At 44.7% G+C, this 25,567-nt stretch carries 20 protein-coding genes; 7 read left to right on the forward strand and 13 right to left on the reverse strand.

The features are described from left to right. Positions 1–9: 9 nt before the first annotated feature. The 9 genes from AAC006_RS12035 to AAC006_RS12075 all read right to left on the reverse strand — a co-directional run bounded on the left by AAC006_RS12035 (position 10) and on the right by AAC006_RS12075 (position 12,829). On the reverse strand, positions 10–1,335 hold the full coding sequence (locus AAC006_RS12035) for a hypothetical protein (protein WP_339891436.1): 1,326 nt from the start codon (positions 1,333–1,335) through the stop codon (positions 10–12). Beyond that, positions 1,332–1,973, reverse strand: coding sequence for an isochorismatase family cysteine hydrolase (locus tag AAC006_RS12040; RefSeq protein ID WP_339891438.1), 642 nt, complete (start codon positions 1,971–1,973; stop codon positions 1,332–1,334). The genes AAC006_RS12035 and AAC006_RS12040 overlap by 4 nt, the downstream gene beginning before the upstream one ends. Continuing rightward, entirely contained in the window at positions 1,966–3,021 is a 1,056-nt protein-coding gene (locus tag AAC006_RS12045) for an LLM class flavin-dependent oxidoreductase (RefSeq protein WP_339891440.1), read from the reverse strand. The genes AAC006_RS12040 and AAC006_RS12045 overlap by 8 nt, the downstream gene beginning before the upstream one ends. Positions 3,022–3,046: 25 nt before the next feature. After that, the gene (locus tag AAC006_RS12050) at positions 3,047–4,345 is read right to left on the reverse strand and encodes an MFS transporter (protein WP_339891441.1); all 1,299 of its coding nucleotides are present in this window, start codon (positions 4,343–4,345) and stop codon (positions 3,047–3,049) included. Between the two features lie 56 nt (positions 4,346–4,401). Beyond that, positions 4,402–6,873 (reverse strand): TonB-dependent receptor, encoded by a 2,472-nt coding sequence (locus tag AAC006_RS12055; protein WP_339891443.1) that lies wholly within the window; start codon positions 6,871–6,873, stop codon positions 4,402–4,404. A 141-nt stretch (positions 6,874–7,014) separates the two neighbouring features. Then, complete coding sequence (locus tag AAC006_RS12060) at positions 7,015–9,381, reverse strand: acetamidase/formamidase family protein (RefSeq protein ID WP_339891445.1); 2,367 nt, start codon at positions 9,379–9,381, stop codon at positions 7,015–7,017. Positions 9,382–9,558: 177 nt separating this feature from the next. After that, positions 9,559–10,647 (reverse strand): acetamidase/formamidase family protein, encoded by a 1,089-nt coding sequence (locus AAC006_RS12065; protein WP_339891447.1) that lies wholly within the window; start codon positions 10,645–10,647, stop codon positions 9,559–9,561. Between the two features lie 105 nt (positions 10,648–10,752). Beyond that, the gene (gene ygiD, locus AAC006_RS12070; protein ID WP_339891449.1) at positions 10,753–11,556 is read right to left on the reverse strand and encodes a 4,5-DOPA dioxygenase extradiol; all 804 of its coding nucleotides are present in this window, start codon (positions 11,554–11,556) and stop codon (positions 10,753–10,755) included. Positions 11,557–11,626: 70 nt separating this feature from the next. After that, positions 11,627–12,829, reverse strand: coding sequence for an SRPBCC family protein (locus AAC006_RS12075; RefSeq protein ID WP_339891451.1), 1,203 nt, complete (start codon positions 12,827–12,829; stop codon positions 11,627–11,629). Between the two features lie 342 nt (positions 12,830–13,171). Here AAC006_RS12075 and AAC006_RS12080 point away from each other — a divergent pair, with 342 nt between their 5' ends. Continuing rightward, positions 13,172–13,780, forward strand: a complete 609-nt coding sequence (locus AAC006_RS12080; RefSeq protein WP_339891453.1) for an NAD(P)H-dependent oxidoreductase — start codon at positions 13,172–13,174, stop codon at positions 13,778–13,780. A gap of 2 nt (positions 13,781–13,782) precedes the next feature. Then, complete coding sequence (locus tag AAC006_RS12085; protein ID WP_339891454.1) at positions 13,783–14,589, forward strand: TauD/TfdA family dioxygenase; 807 nt, start codon at positions 13,783–13,785, stop codon at positions 14,587–14,589. A 36-nt stretch (positions 14,590–14,625) separates the two neighbouring features. Here the strand turns inward: AAC006_RS12085 and AAC006_RS12090 are convergent, their stop codons facing one another. From AAC006_RS12090 to AAC006_RS12100, 3 genes are read right to left on the reverse strand one after another with little or no spacing between them, the layout of a single operon-like run. Next, complete coding sequence (locus tag AAC006_RS12090; RefSeq protein WP_339891455.1) at positions 14,626–15,714, reverse strand: serine hydrolase; 1,089 nt, start codon at positions 15,712–15,714, stop codon at positions 14,626–14,628. Positions 15,715–15,738: 24 nt separating this feature from the next. Beyond that, positions 15,739–16,743, reverse strand: coding sequence for a carbon-nitrogen hydrolase family protein (locus tag AAC006_RS12095; protein ID WP_339891456.1), 1,005 nt, complete (start codon positions 16,741–16,743; stop codon positions 15,739–15,741). A gap of 27 nt (positions 16,744–16,770) precedes the next feature. Beyond that, positions 16,771–17,970 carry an MFS transporter gene (locus AAC006_RS12100; RefSeq protein WP_339891457.1) on the reverse strand — a complete coding sequence of 400 codons (1,200 nt, stop codon included), beginning with the start codon at positions 17,968–17,970 and terminating at the stop codon, positions 16,771–16,773. A 406-nt stretch (positions 17,971–18,376) separates the two neighbouring features. Here AAC006_RS12100 and AAC006_RS12105 point away from each other — a divergent pair, with 406 nt between their 5' ends. Beyond that, positions 18,377–19,540 (forward strand): iron-containing alcohol dehydrogenase, encoded by a 1,164-nt coding sequence (locus tag AAC006_RS12105; protein ID WP_339891458.1) that lies wholly within the window; start codon positions 18,377–18,379, stop codon positions 19,538–19,540. Between the two features lie 58 nt (positions 19,541–19,598). Here AAC006_RS12105 and AAC006_RS12110 read toward each other — a convergent pair whose 3' ends face one another. Further along, positions 19,599–20,555 (reverse strand): LysR substrate-binding domain-containing protein, encoded by a 957-nt coding sequence (locus AAC006_RS12110; protein WP_339891459.1) that lies wholly within the window; start codon positions 20,553–20,555, stop codon positions 19,599–19,601. 130 nt (positions 20,556–20,685) lie between these two features. On the opposite strand from AAC006_RS12110, the gene AAC006_RS12115 reads away from it, so the two are divergent. The 4 genes from AAC006_RS12115 to AAC006_RS12130 all read left to right on the forward strand — a co-directional run bounded on the left by AAC006_RS12115 (position 20,686) and on the right by AAC006_RS12130 (position 25,552). Continuing rightward, positions 20,686–21,594, forward strand: coding sequence for an arginine deiminase family protein (locus tag AAC006_RS12115; RefSeq protein WP_339891461.1), 909 nt, complete (start codon positions 20,686–20,688; stop codon positions 21,592–21,594). A 9-nt stretch (positions 21,595–21,603) separates the two neighbouring features. Then, positions 21,604–22,833, forward strand: coding sequence for a Zn-dependent hydrolase (locus AAC006_RS12120; protein WP_339891463.1), 1,230 nt, complete (start codon positions 21,604–21,606; stop codon positions 22,831–22,833). Positions 22,834–22,853: 20 nt separating this feature from the next. After that, a complete protein-coding gene (locus AAC006_RS12125; protein ID WP_339891465.1) occupies positions 22,854–24,284 on the forward strand; it encodes an aldehyde dehydrogenase family protein in 1,431 nt (476 codons plus the stop codon). Between the two features lie 71 nt (positions 24,285–24,355). Continuing rightward, a complete protein-coding gene (locus AAC006_RS12130; RefSeq protein WP_339891466.1) occupies positions 24,356–25,552 on the forward strand; it encodes an aminotransferase class I/II-fold pyridoxal phosphate-dependent enzyme in 1,197 nt (398 codons plus the stop codon). Positions 25,553–25,567 lie beyond the last annotated feature (15 nt).

Consider the following 25,567-nt stretch of genomic DNA (forward strand, 5'->3'; position numbering starts at 1 on the left):
TCTCGTCGTTCACGATTTGCGTTTGCCGCACACTGACAGCGCCGTTAATGCGTATATTAATGCACTATCGACAAGATCTTGTGGCGTGGCATGGGATCGTGGCATGCCAGACGTTACCGCAGGTACGCGCTGCATGTTGAATACGTTGTGATCGCGCCACATGCTTGAGTATGCAGGGTGGGCGAGGGGGATTGCATGTCCCTTAGTGGCTTGAGTTGCATTACATAGCGATTTTACTAAGGGAGATACGGCTGATTTGTCGGCTTCAAAACCATGGCGAACCACCATAGGTTCAATGTCAAAACTGTCAATGTCTAGGGATGACATCACCTTTTTTAGCTCGTGATATGATTGCGCAGCGGTTTGCTTAGCGGTTAACCCTACTTCTACGTATATTGAGCAAACATCGGTCCCTGCTCCGAACGTTAAGGGAGAGCCAGCCTTAATGGCATCTATTTGTACTTTAGGTACAGAGCTGCCACCTTCGGTATTGTAGTGGTTATCACGTTCATACTGTTGCGACCATTGATGCAGCGCATCAATCACGTCGCCTAGCTTATAAATAGGGTTAGGGTGCTTATTCGTTTGGGCGGGGGCATCTAAAATAGGAGTGAAAACCCCTTCGCCAAATATTTGAATACGATACAGTACATATCCGTTACCTTGCCAGGTTACGCCCCAGTCGCAGCCTTCCGCGGCAATAGCATAATCAGCAATAACGCCGCCATGGTGAAACAGATAATGGGCCCCTATATCTTTTCCCATATAGTCAACACCTTGCCATTGTTCCATAGGCTCAGGGCCAATTTCACCGGGGCAGGCGGTTAAATATAACTTGCCGTTAAGTTCAATGCCTGCTGTTTGCAATGCTTTGGCAGCCATTAAAAAACAGGTCATTGGTCCTCTGTCGTTACTAATAGGAAAGCCACGAAATGTGCCGTCTTCAAGCCAACATTGCTGCCATTCAGGGTTGCTTAACGTTTTTTGAGAGAACTTATGTCGGTTTATATGCGCGTCGTCACTGGGGCTCTCGGTGTCTAAATGAGCAGTAAAAAGCAGGTTTTTTCCCTCGCCCCTACCGCCATATTCACCAATCACATTTTGACGTTCAGGTGTAGCACCACACTGGCGAGGGTTAAAGCCGTTGTGCTTTAACCATTCAAATACGAATGCGGAAGATTCAGCCTCGTAGCGAGACTGGCTTGGAATATTGCCTAACGTTAGCGCCAGTTCGGTTATTTCATCTATGTCGATGGCATTTTTCAACGTGTTTATATCATCATCAGTAATCTGATAAGCCACATTGGTATCGCAAGAATAGAGAGGTTGCGTCATTTGGTTGCTTCCCACAGTTGGCAAATTTTCTGAGTATTACTGAGAAGTGCGAAATTAATTTCCATCGCTCGTAAACTGGCGATATGTAAATCTTCTTCGTAAGCAGCACAGGAGTCGGTGGCCACAATAGCGTGATAATCGTAATGAAATGCGTCTCTTACACTCGACTCTACGCAGCATTCAGTGGTTACCCCACAAAATACCAAGGTGTCTCGTTGCATGGCTTGAAGTTGCTGATGAAGCGGGGTTGAAAAAAACGCACTGTATCGGGTTTTATAAATTACCGTGTCTTTATCTGTGGGCTGTGGTCCATAGAACGCCATGCCAGCCGTTCCCTCTCGGCAAATAGCGCTTTCAACTTTTGCATCTCTTCCTTGGCGTTTCATCCATTCTTGCCACGTAGCAGAATCGTCTTGTTCACGGGTTTTAAGGCCAATAAAAAAAACCGGAATGCCGTTTCGATGTGCGCAGTCAACCAAGGTTTGCATGTTATCTATGGCTGGCTTTACCACGTCCATATTAAGACCAAACTGACCCAGCAGCCCCGTAGGGCTAGCAAAGTCATTTTGCACATCAATAACACACAGTGCAGTACGTAATGGGTTAATCCACTCTGCTTGTAAGGAGGTGTTAGCCATAATGTGCTCGAACTGCAGGAAGAATATGTTGGCCAAATTGGTGTAAGCCTTTTTCATAATCATCAAAAATAACCATGACACCGTCCATCTCAGTGTTATCGATCATTTCGATAAGCTGTGCTTTTACCGACTCAACAGTGCCAATAAGTTCTCTGCTCATAAAGGCGCCTTGTGCACGAATAACCATGGCGTTATCTTTTAAGGCGGGGTCTATTCCATAGGAACGCATCATACCTTCTATGGCACCTGCATCTTTTCCTTCGCGGTAATAGTCGGCTTTGGCCTGCGCTTCTTTTTCGGTGTCTTCAATAATCAGCGTTGTCATGCAGTAACATTTCACAGATGTATTAATCTCTTGTGCAATTTTGCGTGCCATTCGCGTTATTTTTAGGGTTTCTTCATCATCTTTGCCACCAACAAAACAGGCATCAGTATTTTTTACCGAAAATCTAAGTCCACGCTCAGATTGACCTGCACACACGGTAAAGGGTTTCTGTGCTGGTTTTGGCTGTGATACGCAATCATCAAACTTAAAATATTTGCCGTTATAGTCAACGTGATCGTCTTGCCATAATTTATGCACTAAGTCGCTCCACTCTTGTGCGTATACATAGCGTTCGTCGTGATCAATATCGTCGCGCCACGCGCCCATTTGATTTAGTTCGTCTCTAAATGAACCCGACACAATATTTAAACCTGCGCGGCCTTCTGATATCTGGTCAAGGGTGGCCATCATTTTGGTAACCGCACCTGGATTCATCATTAGCGTATGTACGGTGGCAATAATCTTGGCGTGTGTGGTTGCCTCGGCAATGCCTGCCATCATGGTTAACGACTCTAATGAGGTTCCCCAGTGTTCGGTTTTACCGCCATAGCCGCGCCATTTTGCCATAGACATAATGAAGTCCATTTTGTAACTGTCAGCAATCATGGCTGCACTTTTATTTTGTTTATATGAAGCATCAAGTGTTGGGGTGTTTTCTGACACAATCCATCCGCCATTTGCGATGGGCAAAAATACACCAAACTCTTTAGTATTCGTTGTCATTTTAGCTACTCCTTCACGACAGCTATTACTCGCCAACCTTGGCGGCAAGCATTTTATTAATGGTTGGATCGGGGGAAATGTTTTGTTTCTTTCTTTGCTGATCAAGTCTTGGCGGGCGCATAAAGCTTATGCCCAGAAATACCACCAAAGGTAAGGTTCCTATCAATAGAAAAGGGGAGACAAAAGAGCCGGTTGCATCGCTCATATAGCCACTGATTAGGGGCGCGGCAGACGCCACTGTGGCGCCAATATTCATCAGTGAAAAAAGCGGTAAGTAAGGCCCTGTGCCAAAGTACCGAACTAATAGCACGGTGCATGACAAAAAGGTAAGGCCAAACCCAAAGCCAATGGCAAATGAATAAAAGCCTAGGGTGACTAACGATTGCCCAAAACTTAATGCAAACATGCCTCCGGCTAACAACATCAGTGCGACTTGCAGCATTATTTTAGGGTCGAAAAATTCGCCAATGAAGCCGCCTACAATGCGGGAAATAGCATTACAAAAAGCCTCGGCTGACAGCAATGTGCTGGCAATGGCAAAAGAAATACCTACTTCAGTTAGATGTGCTACAGAAAAGCTATTAACTGTAATGCCTACAAATAGCACGGTAGAGTAGGCCGCTAATAGAAGAAGGTATTGTGGTGTTCTCACCGCCTCACGAAATGTCCATACTTGTTCGGTTTCATACACCCTTTGTTTTTTGGGTTCTGATTTCATGTGCTCAGGAGGGCGTTTTAACCGTTGTGAATCGGTGAAAAGTAGCGAACCCAGCATGAAAATAACCGACACAATAATGGCCGCTAACATGACTAGCCAATGGAAACGCCAATTGCCTAGCACATCGGTTGCCATCCACACTACCACTGGGCCTACCACGCCGCCTAGGCCGCCAACGGTATAGTAAAAGCCAAATGCCGTTGAGTGCTTTTTAAAGAAGTGGGTAATAATGTACGTGCCAGGCACTGAACCTACAAACGTGTAACCCATACCGGTGAGTATACAGCCTCCGAAATAGGTTAGAGGGGTGGTGGTTTGAAACAGCATAACAAAGCCAGTAGACAGCAATAGCAAACCAATAACTAAGGTGAAAGGTACTCCCCATTTCCTGATGGTGAGTGTAGGTAAGTAACCACTTAGTCCACATGCTATGCCTAGGAAGGTGAAGCCTAGGCCCGCAGTTGTCCAATCCCAATCTAGCTCACTGACCATGGCAGGTAAAATAACACCCAGTGAGGTGAAAGTGGCCGCGGTAATCACGAAAAAGCAGAGACTAAAAGCGCACAACACAATTCGCGCCTGTGTGTCAGCGGTTAACTTACCCATATACGTCTCCAATAGTTTTGTTGTTTAGAAAACTTGTAAATAAACAAATGTTGTCATTAAAATTTGTAGTTGAGTGATGCGCGCCACTCGCGACCTTTTCCGGGTAATACAGCAACGTCACCATATAAATCCTGTAAGGGCGTGAAATACTCTTCATCAAATACATTGTCGATATTTAGGCTAAACGCCCAATCTTGGTATTCTAAAAAGAAGGCACCTTGTACTAACCAGTAACTTGGATATTTAACGGCATTTTCTGCCAAACCCGATGTTTCGGAAACATGGCGAACGCCCCAGGTTGACCCTACGCGGTCAAACATGCCCGCTTCCGTAACATACGTGGCGTAAATACTCGTGACCGAATCAGGAATGCGTCTGTCTTGTAACTCACCTAGGTAATAATCGCTTCCAGTCTGGGCGTAAAGGCTGTCGTTAAACCCAAAGGCAGCGACAGATACTCCGTAATTGCTCACGTCATCTAACCCAATATCCCGAGGATTAATAATGTAGTAGCTGTTAAAGCCATCTATATAGGTGGTTTCTTGCGTATTACTGGTTAAGCTAAAGCTTAAGTTTTCGCTAGCAAGAACCCGCAACTCTAGTTCCGCACCTTCACTTTGCGTTCTATTTACTGTGGTTCCACCCACAGTGCTTAGTTCTGTACGCTCTTGTTGGTAGGCGGCAATCGAGCCGGTTACAATACCTTCAAATAGTTCTAGTTTAACCCCACCCTCTATGAGCTTGCCTTCAGAGAGCCACTCTGAATTGGCGATAAGATCGGGAGATACTTCACCCGCCTGACTGAATTCTATTGCCGATGATTCGGCATAGCTAACATAGGGTCGAATGCCTGATTCAAAATTCAACAGCAGCATTGCGCTATAGGTAAAATCACCATCGCTCGCTGTGGCTTGGGTTTCGGATGCGTAGGAGTAAACGGGGTCACCATTCTCGGTAGACTCTAAATCGTAATAGTCATAACGGGCACTAAGCGACAGGTTCCACACTGAATAGGCGTTGATATCGACCATGGCAAAGGCCGCCGTATCAGTCCATGTTGATTGGGTGTCTAAATCCCAGAAAAAATCAGAGTTGAACGGTGAACCCATAATGTCGTTAGGCATAGCGCCAACGGATATATCACGTCGGCTAATGGCTATTTGGCCACCGTTATAAGACTCTTTTTTATCCGCATCGTAATAGCGGCTGCTTAGGCCAATATTATACGACCCGGTAATATCATCGCTAATGCGGCCAAATGAACTAATATAAGACACTCTGGCTTCCACGGTATTGGCTGAATAATCGGCGGGGAATCCATAGCTTACAAAGCGTTCGTTGCTCAGGTAATCAGCAAACAACTGAAATTTTAACTGGCTGTCATCGTTAAATAACTTAATAAGATCAACATAGCCCGTTAACGTAGTCGTGTCTGAAAAATCACTGTCACTGGTATATACATCTTGGCGAGACAATTGGGTGGTTCCCACCCCTGTATCTAATGCCGCTACGTTAGCGTCGGCGTATAAGTAGTAATCAGGGTAATGAGTCAGCTTGGCAAAATAGGTAGGGTCTTGCGCTGAAAGTTCAGCCCATTCCATTTGGCCATTACCATTTGAGTCAACTAAGTCGGTATCCCTACCGGTAATATAAGTACCATTATTAATTAGTTCTTGTGTAACGCGGTTCCAGCCTGGGGTTTGTACATAGCCTTCAGACGTATAAGACATAATGCCCGCTGCAACTTTCCAATCGTTACTTAACTCGAAATCTGCAGCCACCTGAATCATTTGATGTTCAGGCTCAATGCCATTGTAGAAACTGCCTGAATCTTCAACCTCTACATAGGTATAAATTCCGCCTTCAGCACTTCCAATATTGACCGGTAGCCCAATTTGGAAACTGGCATTCTTTTTATCATATGAGCCAATCGTGACATCAACTTCACCCACTACTTCAGGGAGAAAACCGCCGCTTTGGCTAAGTCGCGCTGTTTTGGGTTCAAGGTTTAACAAACCGCCAATTTTACCAGGGCCAAAGTTAGCTGTGGGAGGCCCTCTAAGAATATCTACTCTTGATGTTGAACCAATTGGCGTTTGATACGTTCCTCTATTTTCAATACGTTTGAAACCATGGAAATACGTTTCAGCCAAGGTTCCTCTTACATTTAGTGCGCCTTCAACACCATAGTAAGACGCTGTGAACGTACCCGGCGCGACGGCGGTTAAATCGTCTACCGTTGTCACGCCAAATGCTTTTAACGTATCGTCACTGACAAACGTTGCCGAGCGCGGTGTTTCTAATAGCGATTTTTCAAAGCCAAAAAGTAAATTGCTTGGCTGGCTTTCAAGAAATCCCGCTATATCCCGTGTTGCTACAACGGAGATGACTTCTACGGGCGCGGTCTCGTTATCGCTTTGGCTTGCTTCGTCTTGTGTGAGTGTTTGTGCAAGTAAATGATTACCCGCGCCATACATCACAACACAAGCAAGCGAAACTGATTTAAATATGCTGTTAAATTTTCGCATTGAGTGAACCCTTCTGTTGTTATTGTTTTGCAGCTGGGTATTACACTATCAAGTTAGTTAACGTCACTTTTGTAGCTATCCGTCTAAGTACTTGACTATTTATGCAATCGCGCACTTTATATCGACGTATCATTAACCTGTTTATTGTTTTGGATGATGAGTGAATATTGCCTTGGGGATAACTGCATGTACGCCCCAGTTTCCATCTACAACTTGTGTCACGCCAAAGTCTACCGCCACTGAAATCAGTGAAATGGCTTCATCTTCGCTTAGTGCTTGTGAGTTCATCAGAAACCGGCGGGCTTTGCGAAACGCATCTCGCATTGCTAAATCAATGGTTGATTGATTATACACTTCACTTTGTGCTTCGTTGCCAAGCTCCTTCAAGTAATTCGGATGACTGAAACCTAATACGACCCATTCGTCATCGGTTTCAATGAGAGGGAAGTCTACATCAAAATACTGCCCAGAAGTATCTGCGCGCTTATGAAGAATAACTTGAAATACCCCCGTTAATGAACACTCTATGGCGGTGCCGCACAGTTCAGAATCACCTTGACTGGCATGAGGGTCGCCCACCGATAACATTCCCCCTTCTACAGCCACAGGAAGAAACACCTTCGATCCTTTACCGAGTCGCCAATTGTCTAAGTTACCACCTTGGTTAGAAGGAGGAACTGAATCTACCGCACCGGTATAATTTGGGGCTAAACCAATAGTACCAAAATGTGGGCGAAGTGGAATTTCCACATTTTTCAAAATATCGAAGTTCTTTTTTGTTTTACTGTGATCGACCGGCACGCCGGGATAATCTATGCGATCATGCACGACGCCAAAGGGGTCGACTTGGGGGATCCAGCGATAGTTATAAACCGCGTGTGCACAGTAAGGTTTTTCCGATTCGTCAATTTCGTAAATCGTAACCACTTCTCTAGGTTTTGGCTCAGTAAGCAGATCGTTATAGTGAAACCCCCAAAAGGTAGCGGCATTTGAACCAAAGCTTCTTCCTTTATATTGTTCACTGTGGTTGTGGCGAGTTTGAATGTCGAGTATTCGTAATTCAACCAAATCGCCTGGCATCGCGCCGTTAATGTGAATGGGGCCTGTACACACATGTACGCCAAACCCTTCACCCGCTCCTCTACCATAAATAGAAGCATCTATAGGGCCTGCGCCGCGTCTATGTACGTTTTTAGTGTCTTTCGTCCATTTGAATACGCTTTCTGCGCCTGGGTCGTCTTTAATCATACGAGCGTAGTCATCGTAGGCGTGGTGGGTTAACGTTTCTATCGTTACTTTTTCATGGGAGTTCATGTACAGCACAGGTGGCAAATCTTTATCGAAATAGCCCCAATGAACGGTATCTTTGTTGACGGGAATATAGTGATGAACCGATGCAGCTTTCGCGTGTGCCTGTGTTACGCTTTTGGGCGGTGTAGAGCGACTGGCTAGGGCATCTAGGCTATCGCTAATTTCCACCTCACTCACGGGTGTGCTTTTTACATGGCTAGATGGCCGCCCACGGGTCTGTTGTCGTTCTTCTTCTTTAGCGGCTTTTAACTTAGAACGTTTGCGGTACTCTCGGGGAGACAGTTCAACATAGTCTTTGAATGACCGACTAAAATAGGCCGAGTCATTAAAGCCCCATCTAAAACAAATCTCTGAAATTGATAACTGTGCATGAACAGGGCTATCAAGGTCTTCTTTGCAGCGCTCTAGTCGACGGTTGCGAATATAGCGGCTGAAGCTTTGATCGACAGACTCAAAGAGTTTTTGTAGATAACGAGGGGAAATTTTGTGTTCTTTGGCGACTTCACTCAAATTCAAATCGGGGTTGGACAGCCTTACTTCAATACCTTGACAGATTCGATGCAATAACGCGGCCTTTACACCAGCGGCTCCCCCTAATGAACGTGTATCGGCTTCTGGAAATAGCGCCGCAATAAGAAACTCGGGAACCGCCAGTTCAATAGGCCTGAGTTGATCTTCTGTGAGTGACTCTAGGTTATTGGCCAGCGACACTAACATCGCTGCTAACGTTTGGGCTGGGCCAGAATGACTAGGTAAGTGAAGCATGTGCGTTGGCAGTGGGGCTATCAGCCTCGCGTTAAAGGCAATATTCGGTATGGTGACGAAGAGCTGTTTAAAATTGGAATGCAAGGTGAGTGATGTTTTAGAGCCCATGGCACCGAAAACCAAGTCGCCAGGTATGACTTCAAAAGAACGGTTTCCTTCACGAATCGTCATTCTACCTTCAAGGGGAAATGCCACCCAAACGCCATCGTTTGAGTTTTCCTTTTTCGCGATAATGTTTTGGGCACCGGAACTTAGCCGGATAAACTCAATACCCTTAGGCGTTGAAATATTGTGCATGTCGGCATAGAAGTCATCAATATTTCCTTTGTACTCACAAAATAAACCCAATTTCCCTAACGCGTCTTGCCATTTAGGCATTTTGTCCATTCTTGAATAGGCGTCAGTTGAAAAGTCCCAACTTCGATTTAGCATAGTGTTCTCGCTTGAAATTCTCGCGTAATTACGGATAACAATTTATTAAAGCCAGCGTGAATTGGTCTTACAATGCAGGACGAAGCAAGTTATATACCAGTAGGGTAAATTAAAAAAGCCGCACCTCATTTTTCAATGAACCACGACTTTCTAAAAGGGGGATGAGTATTGTAAGTACTAACTATTGTCAGGCTCACCAGTATCAACAATGCTCCTAAGAATTTTCCCGTGAACCCCTTGAACAGTATCTACTACTTGTGTCACGCCAAAGTCACTGCCTACACTCATTAAGGAGTACGCGTCATCTTTACTTAACCCCCGATGCGTTGAAAGTAGTTCAAGCATGTCTAATGAGGCGTTTTTCATGGCTATGTTTAAATCTTCATCAAAGCCGTGCACCACAAAGTAGTTCGGCGTTTCTAGAAGTGGCGAGGGAAATGCAAAGTCTTTCCTCAGTATGATTTGCATGGTGACATCCAATGACGCCTCAATGGCAGTGCCACTAATCTCACCATCACCTTGTGAAACATGAGGGTCGCCAATAGAAAATAATCCGCCTTCCACTTGAACGGGGTAGTACATAGTGGAACCTGCACCAATGCGCCAATTATCAATGTTGCCGCCGTGCTTACCAGGCTCAATGGTACTTACGCGGCCGCTAGCATCGGGTGCCACACCTGCGGTACCTAAGTGTGGACGCACGGGAACTCTAACTCCATTAAGGGTAGTTTCTCGCTTGCACTCTGGGCATTCGGTAATGGTTCCTGGTACTTCATATTTTCCCGAAAAGTCGTAGGCGTAATGGCCATGTGCTTGCATGCTAGCCATGTCTAGTCGGTAAATCGTCACGCGCTCTTTTTCGCCCAGTTCACTGTATAAATGCCCCCAATGCGCGGCTAAATTAGACCCGTATGAAAAACGAGGGCGCATAGACAAGTAACGCACTTCTAACATGTCGCCCGGCTGCGCGTCCTTCACATATATGGGGCCTGTCATTAGGTGAACACCAGGGTTTCTATCGGCAGCGGGTATACCTTTCCAAATTTGCTTTAGGCTTTCATCCATCATCAACTCTGGTGCGTCTCCAGCGTGATGAGTAATCGCTTCTGCTTGAATAATATCGCCGCTTTCCACTACTAATGAAGGTGCTTCAGTGGCGGAAAAATAGCCCCAATGGCAAGTGTCTACGCTTGCCTTTAACGTGTGCATTGCGTTTGCTTGACTGCGATCTTCTTGGGTTAAATCATTCACATTTAGCAATGACATAATCACTCCTGAATTATTGTAGTTAGATTACTTGTTGTCAGATTAAGGCTATCGATGCCTATGTTCTTGACTGAGTACGCCAGCTTAATTGTGTTTATTCCCTTTTTATTGCGAACTGAGTATGACCGTTGTCATGTCTAAGGAACCAAACTCTACGTAGTTGGACTCGAAGCGGACTGTGTCTTGCGGATGCCTAGCACCAAGCACATACAGTAAGGGCAGAAAATGGTCTGGACTGGGCACTGCGTTTTGCGCATCAGTTCCCAGCTTTTGGTAATTAATGACGGTGTCGTTGTCATCATTAGTAATAGCGGTACGAATGGCATCACCAAATCGCTTGGCCCAGTCATACGTCTTGTTTCTGCCTCGCCAGTCCATCACCGACAAATTATGCACAATATTGCCACTGCCAATGATTAAGTAGCCTTGTTGGCGAAGTTGCATTAGCTTTTTGCCCACTTGATAGTGAAACTCTGGATCTTGGCTACGATGCATAGAAAGTTGCACTACAGGCACATTGGCTTTCGGGAATACTTTTTTTAATACACACCAGGTTCCATGGTCGAAACCCCAGCTATCATCCAATACCGCTTTTTCGTCAGATAAAATGTCGACCAGCTTTTGAGCAAGCTCAGGGCAGCCTGGTGCGGGATACTGCATTTCATACATCGCCGGTGGAAAGCCCCCAAAATCGTGAATTGTTTTTGGTGCTTCACCTGCGGTTACGCCAACGCCTTGGGTATACCAGTGGGCTGAAATACAAATAATGCCCTTGGGTGTGCCTAGCTCTTCTCCTAACCGAGTCCACATTTGGGTAGCTGGGTTGTCTTCCAAAATATTGCCTGGACTTCCATGGCCAAAAAAAATTGCAGGCATAACGCCATTGTGTTGTTTACTACTTAGTTGCATGGTTAAACCCTTACGCATTTAAATAAGTGGGTTAGTGATAACCCAATCGCTAGCGACAACAAAACTAACGTTAAGCCGTTTGTTTGATGGGAATGCTTTGGCGTGTTTCTGTCCATTTAGTTTGATAGCGTTCAACTAGCCATTGATTAAGTAGCAGCTGTGCTTTTTCTTGCCAAGAGTAGCGACCACGTGGGGCATAACGAGAATTCAACCCTACTTGAACCAAACGGTCTACATGAAGATCTTGTTCAGTTATCTCCATCGCGGCTTTCATATTGAAATCTATTTTGTCTTGGAATAGAGGTGTTTTCATCGCGCCAGGAGCAACCAGATACCCAATAGTCATACTGTGGCTATCAGCCGATTCTGCATGCAATATTAAATAAATAATCATATCGGCAGTAATCACTAACGATAATGTTGGTGGTAAGTTGGCAAATACCGCCTGATGACGGTCTTCGTCGGTTAAGTGGGGGAATATAGGTAAAATAGCCTTTTGCAGTGGATTAAATGCTGCATCGGGATGGTTGGTGCCATTTAATCGCACGTAGCCGGCTTCGTTTTTAGACATGGTGGGAAAGACCGATTTTTCACTAGGAATAAAGTCGTGCAGTGGGCCTCTGTGCAGTTTGGTTGCATGATAGCCATCATTGTTATTTTCCATCATGACTTTCCAATTCCAGTTATAGCGCTCTGGCGCCTCAGGACGGGGGCCTTCTGCGTCCTCTAATTTATAGTTTTCTAAATATTTTGAGACTTCTGGTAACCTTGGAGCCAGCGGGGCTGCCTCTAAATCAAAATTAACGAAAATAAACCCTTGCCAAATTTCTACTTTAAGTCGAGGTAGAGCGATGTCGTCTCTGCTGAAATCACAAGTTTTGTTCATCGCTGGCGCGCCTGATAGCGTGCCATCCAAACGATAACCCCAGTGGTGATAGGGGCATAAAAATGCCTGTGCATTTCCATGACCTTCTGCCACTAACATGGCACGGTGTTGGCAAACCGCCGACATGGCTTTTACTTCTTTTGTTCGGTCTCTGCAAATAATCAGAGGTTCATTAATATGGGTTACCGTGAAAAAGTCGCCAACCTTTGGAATAAGAGACTCACGGCCAACACATAACCATTCATGATTAAACAATGCTTCTTTCTCAAACTCGAAAAACGCCTGACTTGAATAGCACTGGGGAGGCAGGCTTTCTGCAAACTCAATATCTACCACTGAGCTTTTTAAGCTGTTAAAGAATTCTTCTGTGAACACGTTATTTATCATGCAGTTTGTTCCTGTAATTTGGTGCACGCATTGGCATGTATTGTCGTCATATAGACAAACATGGTGCATCTACATTGTGTTTAATTCGGTACTCAGTATAGAAATTTGTTACCCAATCATCTTGGACATATCCGTCTAACAATTTGAAATAACGCGATGCACCTAAAAGAAAAACCAATCAAAAACAGGGTGGGTTGCTTTAAAATTGTGCAGTGATGCACCTTAAAGAATCACTTATTTCACTTCCTATGAATACACACAACTTTTGGTACGTAAAAGGTCAAGAAGTCTGGTGAGATGACCGGTAAGTTAGGTTAATGAATTGATTAAGGTAGAATTTTAATGAAGATTGGAATTATTTGCGGTAGCCAGCGTGTAAAATCTCAGACAGTAAAAGTAGGGCGATTTGTTCAACATTCACTTAACGATAAAGGTATTGATACCTTTTTATTGGATTTAGGCGAGCATCCATTACCAAATTTCGACGACACCTTTTGGTATGAAAAGCAGGGGAGTTTACAAACTGCTTGGCAGAGCGTGGCAGAAGAATTGCAAAGCTGTGAGGGATTTATTGTACTCACTCCAGATTGGCATGGAATGGTACCTAGCTGCCTGAAGAACTTTTTTCTCTATACGGGCACGGCAGAAATGGCGAATAAGCCTGGACTTATCATTGCCATATCATCTGGTGTTGGCGGTTATCTCCCCGTGGCAGAATTACGTATCAGTAGTTATAAAAATAATCGCATATGCTGGATCCCCGACCATATTATTGTACGTAATGTAAAAAATTGTATGAACGATTTTGCTGAGCCTGATGGTGATGATGATAGTTATATACGTGCACGATTGTCACACTCTCTTAGTATTCTTATCGCCTATTCACATGCCCTTGGCGCGGTAAGAGAAAGTGAAATAACAGCGTATGACACTTACCAATATGGGATGTAATAATGAGTAAAATAACCGTCATACCTATGACAAAAAATATAGGGGCGACGATAGACAATGTTGACCTAACCTGCACACTTACTGACACGCAATGTGCTGACATTCAACAAGCATTGATGGACTATCAAGTCATCTTTTTTCGAAATCAAGCGATTACACATGAACAGCATAAAGCCATAGGGCGCATATTTGGAGATCTTATTATTCACCCCGGTGCGCCAGGAATTGAAGGGCACCCCGATATCGTTGCTATTCACGCCGATAAATCGTCAAAGTATGTGGCTGGAGACAACTGGCACTCAGATTTAAGTTGTAATGCTGAACCGCCGATGGGCTCGATGTTGTATTTACATACCTTGCCTGATATTGGGGGTGACACATTATTTTCATCCATGTATGCGGCCTACGATGCGCTGTCTCCAGCCATGCAAACTTACTTAAGTGGGCTTGAAGCAGAGCACGACGCTAACCCTGTTTACCACAGTATTTATAAAGATTATGGAACGGCGTATCCTTGCAGTACACATCCTATTGTGAGAACGCATCCGGTAACGGGAAGAAAAGGCATTTTTGTGAACGCGTCTTATACCACGCGAATAGTCGGTGTATCTAAAACAGAAAGTGACGGCATTTTAAATATGCTGTTTAATTTAGCGAAAGATCCTAATTTCCAAGTTAGATTTGTTTGGCAACCTCATTCAATTGCCATTTGGGATAATCGATGTACGCAACACTTTGCGGTATGGGACTACTTTCCACAAACCCGCTCGGGTTACCGAGTAACAATTGGCGGAGATAAGCCTTTTTAATAGCGAAAATGTGTTGAGTACATTAAGTGGTATTAACTAGGGGCGGTAGTACGAATGAACCTCATGTATTGCCGACTCAACAGTTTGAAAATAGGCGCTAGGCATTGGATCTTCGCCACGAATTCCACCAAAAATAGCCACGACAAGATCCTTTTTAGGGTCGACAAAGATATATTGACCTCCCCAGCCAGAATGTGAATAACCAAACGCTAAACTGGTTAGGGAAAGTCGGTAGGTTTGCGAACTGTTGGGCACGAGAGTGCCAGGTTTACTGTTAACCTTGTCGATGTAAGGGCAATCACGGAGTAACATCCCGTAGCGAGCAAAATCTCTGGCTGTTAGTATTAATCCAGCGCCAATACTGGGTACGCCAGTATGATCGACTGACATATGTACGGTATTTTCACCACCGATGTCATGCATAAGCGTTCTCACCATACACGACAACGGCGTGTTCATGGCACGCTCAATAATCCATCCAGCCACTTCTGTATTAATGGTTGAATATATACGGTTATTGTCGATATTTTCATTGGAATTTGTGTTTGCTGATGGCCTTAATTTTTGTGCAAACTCTCGTCGTGCAACAAATGGCCTACCTGCTAAAGGCAAATACCCAAAGCTCATCTCATCTTCTAAACGTAACTGATAGAGGCGGCTTCCTTCTAAGGCTGTATATGCTGTCATTTCATTGAACTCATGGGCAACATTCATGCTCATAATGTCTTCAATGGTGCGGCCATAGAACCCACTTCCTATTTCGGGTATATATTGCTCAACCTTGTCATCTATCGCGATTTTTCCGGCTCGAATAGCTTGATCTAACAGCAATAAACTAACGGGCTTGGTAGATGATTGGGCACTATGTACATCTGACGCAGAAAAGTCTTGGCCATAATGTTCAAAAACGATATCACTGCCTTTCACCACAACAATAGCGTCTATTTCATCATGTTGCGTTATATTTTTCATGCCAGGTAGGGTGGGGATCTTAGTGTCTAAGGCTTCAGAAAGTGTTCGCGTTTCTCGCGCATTGACACTCATTAAATCAGGCACTATTTTTTCTAAGTGTCGTAGACCTAGCCCTCGGTTAGTTTGCCAATTGGCTAACGATGGTATGTTCAATGGTAAATTCCTTCCCGAATTTTATTAATGGTCATTTTGACGTAAAGAGAAGGCAGAATGGGTAGGTTCGTTGTCTAGAAGCGATACGCTTTCTCTCGCCATACGGTTAACCGATAATTGAAAGACATCACTACGAGAGTAATGACCCACAACATCTAAGTCATGCTTATACTGATAAACCTCTTCAAGATTAAGGCTTGCGTAGATAATACCTGACTCGTTAAACGTCGGCGCGATGACCCACTCTCCATTTGGTCCTGCTACACCACTTCCACCATTGAAAAAAATGCTGTCATCTTCCATGACTGCTCCCGTATTGCCAAGGCCTTTTCGGTAAGCTTCCCGTAGCGGTTCGGGTACATCCGAAGCCCTTAGATATTGAGCTGCTGAAATGACAAAGCATCGGCCTTCAAAGGCGTAGTGTTTAACCGAAACAATATGGCTATCAGCCATATCTGGCCAACAAGCCACATGAATTTCTTCATCCTGAAAGTGCATGGTTTGGCGCATGAGAGGGTGCCAATGTTCCCAACAAATTAAGGAACCAATTCTTCCAACCGAGCTAGCCGTTACGTTTAAACCCGCGCCATCACCTTGCGCCCATGCAATCCTCTCTGTATGAGTAGGAGTAAGCTTGCGGTGAACATTTAATGTCTGCCCTTGGGGGCCTATTAATAAGGTGCTGTTATAAATTGAACCAGCGTGCGCTCGTGCCCTTTCATTTAAGCCAAGCAGCACATTCACGTTACAGTCAGCCGCGGCTTGCCTGATGGGAAGCAAGCTGTCGCTATCTATAGTAGGACATTGTTCAAGGAATTTTCCGTGCCAATAACGTGCTTGGGCATCGTCCCATATGGCTAAATCAAATACCCAAGCAGGGTAACCAGTTAGCCAGCTTTCTGGAAATACGATTAACTCTGCACCTTGGTGCGCAGCCTCTCGAATAGCCGTTACCGCCCGAGCTACGCCTTCTTTTAAATCTAGAATTGCTGGTGGTATCTGAACAATAGCTACTTTCTTATGTGTCATACTTTGCGCCACTACCGAGGTTATTGATTACTGGAATATACTATTTTGGTTGGTGCTAATTTTTTCAGTGCGATTAAAATAAATAACGCTTAAACCACTTATCAAACTTAGTCCGTAGAAAAAGCCGCATGAAAGTAGCGTAATGTGGAAACTGTTCGTGGCATTTAGGATATAGCCATGGATCCACAGGCCAAACGAAAGGCCACACCAGTACATCAGCATAGAGAGCGCGGCGGTGTTTTTGTTGCCATTGGTTATTCGGTCTAGTAACCCTTGGATCATAGGCACGGTATAAGCCCAGCCGCACCCAGTGAGAAATAAGCTAATGGTGTAAAAAGAAAAGCTTTTAATGCTAGTAGACAAAAAGAAAATAGATAACAGTGTGGTAGCGACACCAATAACGATGAGGTAACGGCTTTTGAGCAATTTCTCACTAGACTCCACAAAAAAGGCAGCAAAACCACATACCGCACTAATCGATAAGACAAAAGCGATGTCACCCATGCCAAATCCCCAAGCAAGGCCCAGTCGCTCATAAAAAGCCCATGAGCCACCAATTCCTGTCATCAGAAACAATATACAACTGAGTAGGGTGATGGTTTCTTTATTGTGAACAGACGAGAACATGCTTTGTGAGGGGGCCGTATCATCGTGTTTTTCAGCCACTGGCAGTGTCAGTAAATAAAGCAGCATTAGGGCAATGCCTGCTAGCACCGCTAAAGAAATGAAGAGTCCCTTAGTGCCACTACTGGTAATAATATATGGCAATAGCAATAGCCCAACCCCACTGGTTGCAAACATGCTTAACATGTAAAGGCCAAATCCTCGTTTTTGCCTCGGAAATAGGGTGATAGCGGCTGCTACACTTCCACTAATAATGCCCGATGCTATACCTGAAAGGAACCGAATACTCGCTAATAGGTCGGTATTCACAATAAATGCTGACCCTAATTCGGCACCAAAAAGGAGTGCAATTCCTACTATAAAACAGCCCTTCAGCGTGAAGTGCCGCATAGCAACGATTGACACCAACGTACCAATGGCAATGCCTAAAAAATTACTCATGAAAATAAAACCAGCAATATCAGGCGAAGCCTCAAGATAATCGCTGACAGCCCCTATCATAAGGGGTAAGAATTCAATAACACTTGCGGCGATTGAGCCTATTAACGCTAACAATATATGTTCGCGTAATGGATTGTCTTTGTTCTTTTTATTATTTAACACTATTACCCAACTCTACTTTAAGAATGTAAATTAACGTTTGCGATGCAATACGCTATAGCCCTATTTCTTGTGAGTTCCGTTTGGCCGTGTGCTAACGATTTAACTTAACGGCGCAATGCGTACTAGGTTGCACTATTTTTATTTTGCACCTCCAGTTTATGGACAATCGACATAACATCAAGTGAGAAAATGGAACCGTTGTGGTTGCTTTTTGTTACCAAGTAGATGCTTTTTTTATCAATTATCTTGGAAGTATTGTCGAATGACCAACCGCTTCAATTGGTCTGTTTTTATGACCAATGTGGTAAAACGTCTTTGCTTGTAGAAATGTGGTTACGCCATACACTAAAACTATTGTTGTATTGCGTTCGGTTTTTTAAATACCGCGATTTTATAGGAACTTAATATGGATATAGTTAAATGGCAGGTAACGGTACCCCCTGTTACATTCGGCCCCGGTGCTATAAAACAAACCGTAGAGATGCTTAAAAACCAAGGTATTACTAGACCCATGCTGGTCACAGATCCTGGTGTGCGCCTGCAACCATTTGCAAAAGCGCTGATTGCGCAATTAAATGATGAGCAGTGTGGTGTCAGTGTATTTAGTGATATTAAAGGGAACCCCACAAAAGGGAATGTAGACTCGGGCTTGCACTATTTTACCGAAACAGGCTGTAACGGTATTGTCGCGCTAGGGGGAGGCAGTGCAATAGATGTGGCAAAGGCAATCTCATTGGTCGCGTATAATAACCACGATTTATGGTTGTATTGCTACTTTGAACGCCCAGAAGATCTACCCGTTAACTCAGGTAACCGTTTTTTTGTCCCGCTAATGATAATACCTACCACAGCAGGCACCGGCTCTGAGCTATCAGGAAGCTCGTGCGTAATTAATGATGAAGTAAGCGGTCGAAAACGAGTGGCATATCATCCACAGCATTTCCCTTTTGCAGTACTTGACGACCCTGAGTTGCTGGTAGGCTTACCGTCTAATTTGAGTGCGTGGACGGGAATGGATGCATTAACACACGCAATAGAAGCCTATTGCTCGCCAGAATACCACCCTATGTGTGATGGCGTTGCGTTAGAATCTATTCGATTATGCCATGACTATTTGGCGCAAAGCGTTTTAGAGCCGCACAATATAAATGCGAGGACGCAAATGATGGCAGCGTCGTCTATTGCAGCCGTGGCATTTACCGCCAAGGGGTTAGGTGCTGTTCATTCTATTGCACATGCATTGGGCGCTTTACTTGATATTCATCATGGCTTGGCAAATGCAGTGGTTTTACCGTATGTGCTGCAATTTAACTTTACCGAAATTGAATCAAAACTCACCCGTATAGCCAATTTATTAGATTTACCGAACCGAACGGCCAGCGGAGTTCTTGAGTGGATAAATACATTGCGAGAACAATTAGCTATTCCATTCACACTGCGAGCACTTGACGTTACGCATCAACAATTGCAGGAAATAGCAGAGCTCGCAATAAGAGACACAGAGCATCACACTAACCCCATTGTAATGCGTGAGTCAGACTTTATGACAATTCTAAATGCCGCTTATTAACCCTACTTATTAACGCCGCCTATTCACACCAATGGGCTCACGGGGTAGTTAAACGGTTTCAAGGGGTGGTTTTCGAACCTATCAATTTTACGGGCGCTTCTAACTTGGCGCCTTTTTGTTCAAGGTTTTGCAATATACTGCGCAGCACCAGTTGGGTGCGATAGTTCATTTGTGGCTCTTCATGGGTAATTAAGTATACAGACTGTCCTTCAGTATGTGCCGAGGCTCCTGCCTGCATAAGCTTACCTTGCTCCACATCTTTAGCCACCTCTACAATATCAGCTAGCGCCATGCCCATACCAAGTCGCGCGGCCTCTATCGCTTGATAGGCATATTCAAAGTGGGTGTGCTGCGGTGATTCATGACCGTCAAGCTTGTGATGCTCAAACCATTTAAACCACTGCCCTAAGCCATCGTGCAATAACGGAAAGGCCAGTAACTCCTCAGGTTTCGTTATGTTTTTACCTTTTAGCAATATTGGGTTGCATACCGGTACGTAATATTCATCGTATAGCTTACTGATGGTTCTATTGGTGTCTTCTGGTTTACCTAAACACAAGGCAATATCTAAGTTTGACGGTATAGATTGCTGATGAGGTTCAAGGGTATGCAAATTAAATGAAATTTCAGGGTACTTTAATTGTACTTTTGCCAGTACGGGAAGTAGCCAATTCAGCATAATGGTCGCTGTTGTGCCTATGGTTATTTCCCCTGCCACCATGGTGGGGTCGAGCAAATGTAAACCTTTATTCAATTCTGAAAATGCGTTCTGTATGGAAGTCAGTAAGCGCGCTCCTGGCGCGGTTAAGCGTAGCTTATTGTTCTTGCGCTCAAACAACTGGGTATTTAATCGCGATTCTAGCAACTTAATATGTCGGCTTAATGCAGAGTGTGAAACGAACATTTCTTGCGCTGCCTTTCTCATATGGCAATGCCGTCCGGCAGCCTCAAAGGCGTGAAGTGCATTAAGTGGAATTTGGCGCAAATCGAGGTAAGGGCTTTTGTTAGGTTTCATAAGGTAAGTTTAACGCCGAAAAAGAGTATTAAGGTCTAATAATTAGTCCAAGATGGTTAAAAATGTTTGCTTGAGTAATTGAATAGTCACCATAAACTAAATTAATCAATTCTAATAGGGTAATTTTGATATGAAAGCCAACTATTTTCGACGTAACGTTCAAGGTGGCACCTCACGCTTGAAGCATTGGAGCATGGACTCCGAATATGGTGAGTTGCAAGATGTATTAATTGGGCCTATGGATCATTACGACTGGAAAAGTGGTAATGCAATGTCTCGACGCTCTTTACGGTTAGGGCGTGAATTCAATAAAGACGTTGCCAAAAAGCAGTACCAAGAAATGATCGATGTGTATCAACACTGTGGGGTTAATACCCACTTCTTAGAAGCTGATGAGCATTTACCGTATCAGATTTATGCGCGTGACTCATCGGTACTCACCCCGTGGGGGCCGATTATTACCCAAATGTATAGCCCTTGGCGTCGAGGAGAATGGGTAGGCGTATCTCAGTTCTATCAAAAAAATGACATTCCACTTTACGATGCTGTCACGGCCGGTTCATTTGAAGGCGGTGACTTCATGGTACTAGAGCCGGGAGTTGTGCTATGCGGTTATACCGGTGAGCGTACGAGTGAAGAAGGGCTTAATCAGGTTCGTGGTTGGGTTGAAAAAGAAGGGTGGGAGTTTAAATCGTACCAATTCGACCCTTACTTTCTTCACCTAGACGTGAAGTTTGCCATGTTGACTGAAAAATTGGCGGCAGTGTGCACGGAAGCCGTGGAAGACGAATTACTTGAGTGGTTAAAAGGGCGGGGTATTGACATTATTGATATTTCTTATCGTTCGGTGCTTGAGTTAGGGGTTAATGTTGTGGCCCTTGGAAAAGAGCGGGTGTTGATCCCCGAGGCGAGTAAAGAGCTGGTGGGTAAAGCCAAAGCGCATGGGTTGGAAGTATTTGCTCCCGATATGTCTATGTTTACTTCTGGCGGTGGCGGTGTGCACTGCATGTGTCAGCCGTTAAGTCGAAAAGACGCCTAGGAGTACATAATGACATTGCAGATAAACGGCGAACGGTTATGGTCTAGTTTAATGGAAATGGCCAGCATTGGAGGTACGGAGAAAGGCGGCTGTAATCGGCAAGCCCTGACCGACCTTGATAAAGCGGGCCGAGACCTTTTCGTGAAATGGTGCGAAGAAATTGGCTGCATTGCGAGAGTGGATCAAATGGGTAACCTATTTCTGCGCCGCGAAGGTACAGATAACGATTTACCCCCAGTGCTTATGGGCAGCCACCTAGATACTCAGCCTACAGGCGGCAAATTCGATGGGGTTTATGGCGTATTAGGCGGGTTAGAAGTACTACGAACCCTGCACGAAAATAAAATACAAACGTTGCACCCTATTGAAGTGGCAGTGTGGACCAATGAAGAAGGCGCTCGTTTTTCTCCCGCGATGATAGGCTCAGGGGTGTGGTGTGGCGAGTTTTCGTTAGACTACGGACTACAACGCAGTGATAAAAATGGCTTAACCATTTCTGAAGAACTTAAGCGAATAGGCTATTTTGGTGCGCACCCGTGTGCGCCATTTCCTATCAAAGCGGCTTTTGAATTGCATATTGAACAAGGGCCTATTCTAGAATCACTGCAAAAGCCCATTGGCGTAGTGAAAGGCGTTCAAGGAATGCGCTGGTACGATCTTGTTGTTCATGGGCAGCCGGTACATGCAGGGCCAACGCCGATGGACCAGCGGCGCGATCCAGTAAAAGCGGCGTCACACATTATTCAACAGCTTTACCAATTAGCTGACGAACATGCACCACAAGCCCGTGCTACGTTTGGCGATATTAATGTATCGCCGGGGTCACGTAATACGGTGCCTGAAACACTTACGCTAACCGTAGACTTACGTCATCCGGATCAAGATGTGTTGAATAAAATGGATGAGAAATTTAGGCAAATATCAGCACAAGTTTGTGCTGAATGTGATGTGAAATTTGATATTCTCGATGAGTGGGATTCACCTGCCGTTGAATTTAACAAACAGTGTATTGATGCGGTTAGGGCGTCAGTGGAAGCGGTTGGTTTGCCCTACGAAGAAATGTTTTCTGGCGCCGGTCATGACTCGGTCTATGTGTCTAAAGTGGCGCCAACCTCTATGATTTTTATACCGTGTGAAAAAGGGATTAGTCATAACGAAGCTGAAAATGCCACCCCTGAAGATATTACCGCAGGCTGCCAAGTATTGTTGGGCGCGGTATTAAAATCAGCATCAGAATAATCAGAACTTAAGGTGAATAAATGAAGCGCGTTGAAAAACTGTATATTAATGGTGATTGGGTAGCCAGTCACAGTGCTGAGCTGATAGAAGTGGTTAACCCCGCCAATGGTGACATTTATGCCACTGTACCTGCTGCCGATGAGAAAGACGTTGACGCTGCCATACAGGCTGCTAAAGCCGCATTTGGTCATTGGTCGTCGCAACCCGCAGAGGTAAGAGCGGCTGTCATTAATGAAATTGCTGATGGCATGCAAGCTCGCGCAAGTGAAATGACGGATGCCATCGTGGCATCCATGGGATGCCCCGTTTCAATAGCCCAAGAAATGCAAGTGCAAGGTGCCATTGATGCGTTTCGTAGCTTTGCTGCGCTGGCTAGTAACCTAGATGCCTGTCATGAATTTGATGGTCATATTGAGGTTACAGAAGCCATAGGCGTATGTGTGCTGATTAACCCTTGGAATTATCCGTTATCGCAGTTAGTGGGTAAGTTGGGTCCTGCGTTAGCGGCAGGGTGCTCTGTGGTGGTAAAACCTGCAGAACAAACGCCTATTCAAGATGTTATTTTGGCAGAAATTATTGACCAATCCAGCTTACCTCCGGGAGTATTTAATTTACTTACCGGTGTAGGAAGTGACATTGGTGGAGCGTTATGTAGCCACGAGTTGGTTGATATGGTGTCGTTCACGGGGTCTACCTTGGCAGGTATTAAAGTAGCCGAAGCGGGAGCCCCAACGGTTAAGCGGGTGTGCCAAGAGCTTGGCGGAAAATCACCTTACATCATCACAGAAGGGGCAGACTTAAACGCCGCAGTTCGATATGGCGTAGAAGATGTCATGCTTAACTCTGGGCAAACATGCAGTGCGCTCACTCGTATGCTTGTGCCTGCAAGCAAACTCGCCGAGGTAGAGATGGTTGCAAAAGACGTGGCTTCTGAGTGGCAACTTGGCGATCCCGCTAATGCACAGACGAATTTAGGACCGTTAAGTTCTCACAAACAACAAGCACGAGTACTGGATTACATCAATAAAGGTATTTCAGAAGGTGCCACGCTATTGTGTGGTGGTACTGATGCACCTAGTACTTTCAGTAAAGGTGCGTATGTAGAGGCAACCATTTTCTCTAATGTCAGCAACGATATGGTGATAGCTCGGGAAGAAATATTTGGGCCTGTGCTGTGTATTATTCCTTATGACAACCTTGAACAGGCAATTGAAATAGCGAACGATACCCCGTTTGGTTTGGCATCTGCAGTGTATGCAGAAAATCAAACCGAAGCCATTAAAGTGGGTAGAAAAATACGTGCAGGTCAGTGCTATTTGCAAGGTGCTTACTTTAATACTAATGCGCCATTTGGTGGATATAAGCAGTCGGGCAATGGACGTGAGTGGGGCGCTGAAGGGTTAAAGGAATATACCGAAGTGAAAGCACTGTTTATTGAAGGCGAAGCTTAAAACGGCGTCCTTCGAATACAAGGGGATATGAATCCCCCTATAAAAATTTATGTTATTTAGGTGAGTGTTTTATGCGGTATGCACCATTAACTCAAGCTATCCAGGGAGAAACTGTAGATGCTTGGGATATTCATTTTAAAGCGACGTCGTTAAAGGAAAAAGACGATAGCGTTATTGTACTTAGTATTGGCGATCCTGATTTCGATACCCCGTCACAGGTGGTTGATAGCGCGGTAGCGGGTTTACGAAATGGTGATACCCACTATGTTGAAATAGAAGGGCGAGACGAATTACGAGAAGTAATAGCGGCGTCCCATCAGTCGCGTTGTGGGCAAGAAGTAAGTAAAGATAATGTCATCATGCTGGCGGGTGCGCAAAATGCACTGTTTGCCAGTTCAATGTGTATTTTAGCGCCAGGTGATGAAGCCATAGTGCTTCAGCCTATGTATGTTACTTACGAAGCGTGTATCCAATTAACCGGAGCCACCTTGGTGCCAGTGGCTATGGATAAGCATAATGATTTCTGCTTAGATTATGCCGCGTTAGAAAACGCCATTACCGATAAAACAAAAGCGATTTACTTTGCTACTCCTAATAACCCAAGCGGGTTAATGCTAACCCAAAACGAATTGCAGTTTATTGCCGACCTCGCCATTAAGCACGATTTATGGGTGGTGTCAGATGAGGTATATAGTCAAACGGTTTTTGAAGGTGAGCATATTAGTATTGCGGGCTTACCCAATATGGCTGAGCGCACCATTACGTTAAATAGTTTATCTAAATCCCATGCGATGACAGGCTGGCGAGTAGGGTGGGCAATTGGGCCTACTACGCTGATTAACCATTTAAGCAATCTTTCTTTGTGTATGCTTTACGGGCTTCCTGGTTTTGTGCAGCAGGCTGCGTATACCGCTCTTACCGACCCACAGGCATTAGCGAGTTCAGAACACATGCGGGTAACCTATCAACGGCGCAGAGATAGGTTGGTTTCGTGTTTTCAACAACATCAAAACTTAAGCTGTATTACCCCTCAAGCATCTATGTTTTTATTGGTGAATGTGAGTGAAACCGGCTTAACGGCACAGGCGTTTGCCGAGTCTTTGTTTGAGCAACAGAAAATAGGTGTATTACCTGCAACCGCGTTTGGTGAATGTGCCGCAGACTTTATTCGAATTTCCTACGTGGTAGAAGATAGCGAATTAGAAGACGCGTGTGAAAGAATAGACCGTTTCATGGCGTTGCTGAACGCTAACAAGCAACGCGCGTAATTCCCTAGGGGAGTA

This window comes from uncultured Alteromonas sp. (genome assembly GCF_963976965.1).
GTDB classification, from domain to species: Bacteria; Pseudomonadota; Gammaproteobacteria; order Enterobacterales; family Alteromonadaceae; genus Alteromonas; species Alteromonas naphthalenivorans.

Excerpts from the sequence above, each read along its gene's own strand:
- AAC006_RS12035 (WP_339891436.1), bottom strand. The coding sequence starts at position 1,335 with ATGACGCAACCTCTCTATTCTTGCGATACCAATGTGGCTTATCAGATT.
- AAC006_RS12040 (WP_339891438.1), bottom strand. The coding sequence starts at position 1,973 with ATGGCTAACACCTCCTTACAAGCAGAGTGGATTAACCCATTACGTACT.
- AAC006_RS12045 (WP_339891440.1), bottom strand. The coding sequence starts at position 3,021 with ATGACAACGAATACTAAAGAGTTTGGTGTATTTTTGCCCATCGCAAAT.
- AAC006_RS12050 (WP_339891441.1), bottom strand. The coding sequence starts at position 4,345 with ATGGGTAAGTTAACCGCTGACACACAGGCGCGAATTGTGTTGTGCGCT.
- AAC006_RS12055 (WP_339891443.1), bottom strand. The coding sequence starts at position 6,873 with ATGCGAAAATTTAACAGCATATTTAAATCAGTTTCGCTTGCTTGTGTT.
- AAC006_RS12060 (WP_339891445.1), bottom strand. The coding sequence starts at position 9,381 with ATGCTAAATCGAAGTTGGGACTTTTCAACTGACGCCTATTCAAGAATG.
- AAC006_RS12065 (WP_339891447.1), bottom strand. The coding sequence starts at position 10,647 with ATGTCATTGCTAAATGTGAATGATTTAACCCAAGAAGATCGCAGTCAA.
- ygiD (WP_339891449.1), bottom strand. The coding sequence starts at position 11,556 with ATGCAACTAAGTAGTAAACAACACAATGGCGTTATGCCTGCAATTTTT.
- AAC006_RS12075 (WP_339891451.1), bottom strand. The coding sequence starts at position 12,829 with ATGATAAATAACGTGTTCACAGAAGAATTCTTTAACAGCTTAAAAAGC.
- AAC006_RS12080 (WP_339891453.1), top strand. The coding sequence starts at position 13,172 with ATGAAGATTGGAATTATTTGCGGTAGCCAGCGTGTAAAATCTCAGACA.
- AAC006_RS12085 (WP_339891454.1), top strand. The coding sequence starts at position 13,783 with ATGAGTAAAATAACCGTCATACCTATGACAAAAAATATAGGGGCGACG.
- AAC006_RS12095 (WP_339891456.1), bottom strand. The coding sequence starts at position 16,743 with ATGACACATAAGAAAGTAGCTATTGTTCAGATACCACCAGCAATTCTA.
- AAC006_RS12105 (WP_339891458.1), top strand. The coding sequence starts at position 18,377 with ATGGATATAGTTAAATGGCAGGTAACGGTACCCCCTGTTACATTCGGC.
- AAC006_RS12110 (WP_339891459.1), bottom strand. The coding sequence starts at position 20,555 with ATGAAACCTAACAAAAGCCCTTACCTCGATTTGCGCCAAATTCCACTT.
- AAC006_RS12115 (WP_339891461.1), top strand. The coding sequence starts at position 20,686 with ATGAAAGCCAACTATTTTCGACGTAACGTTCAAGGTGGCACCTCACGC.
- AAC006_RS12120 (WP_339891463.1), top strand. The coding sequence starts at position 21,604 with ATGACATTGCAGATAAACGGCGAACGGTTATGGTCTAGTTTAATGGAA.
- AAC006_RS12125 (WP_339891465.1), top strand. The coding sequence starts at position 22,854 with ATGAAGCGCGTTGAAAAACTGTATATTAATGGTGATTGGGTAGCCAGT.
- AAC006_RS12130 (WP_339891466.1), top strand. The coding sequence starts at position 24,356 with ATGCGGTATGCACCATTAACTCAAGCTATCCAGGGAGAAACTGTAGAT.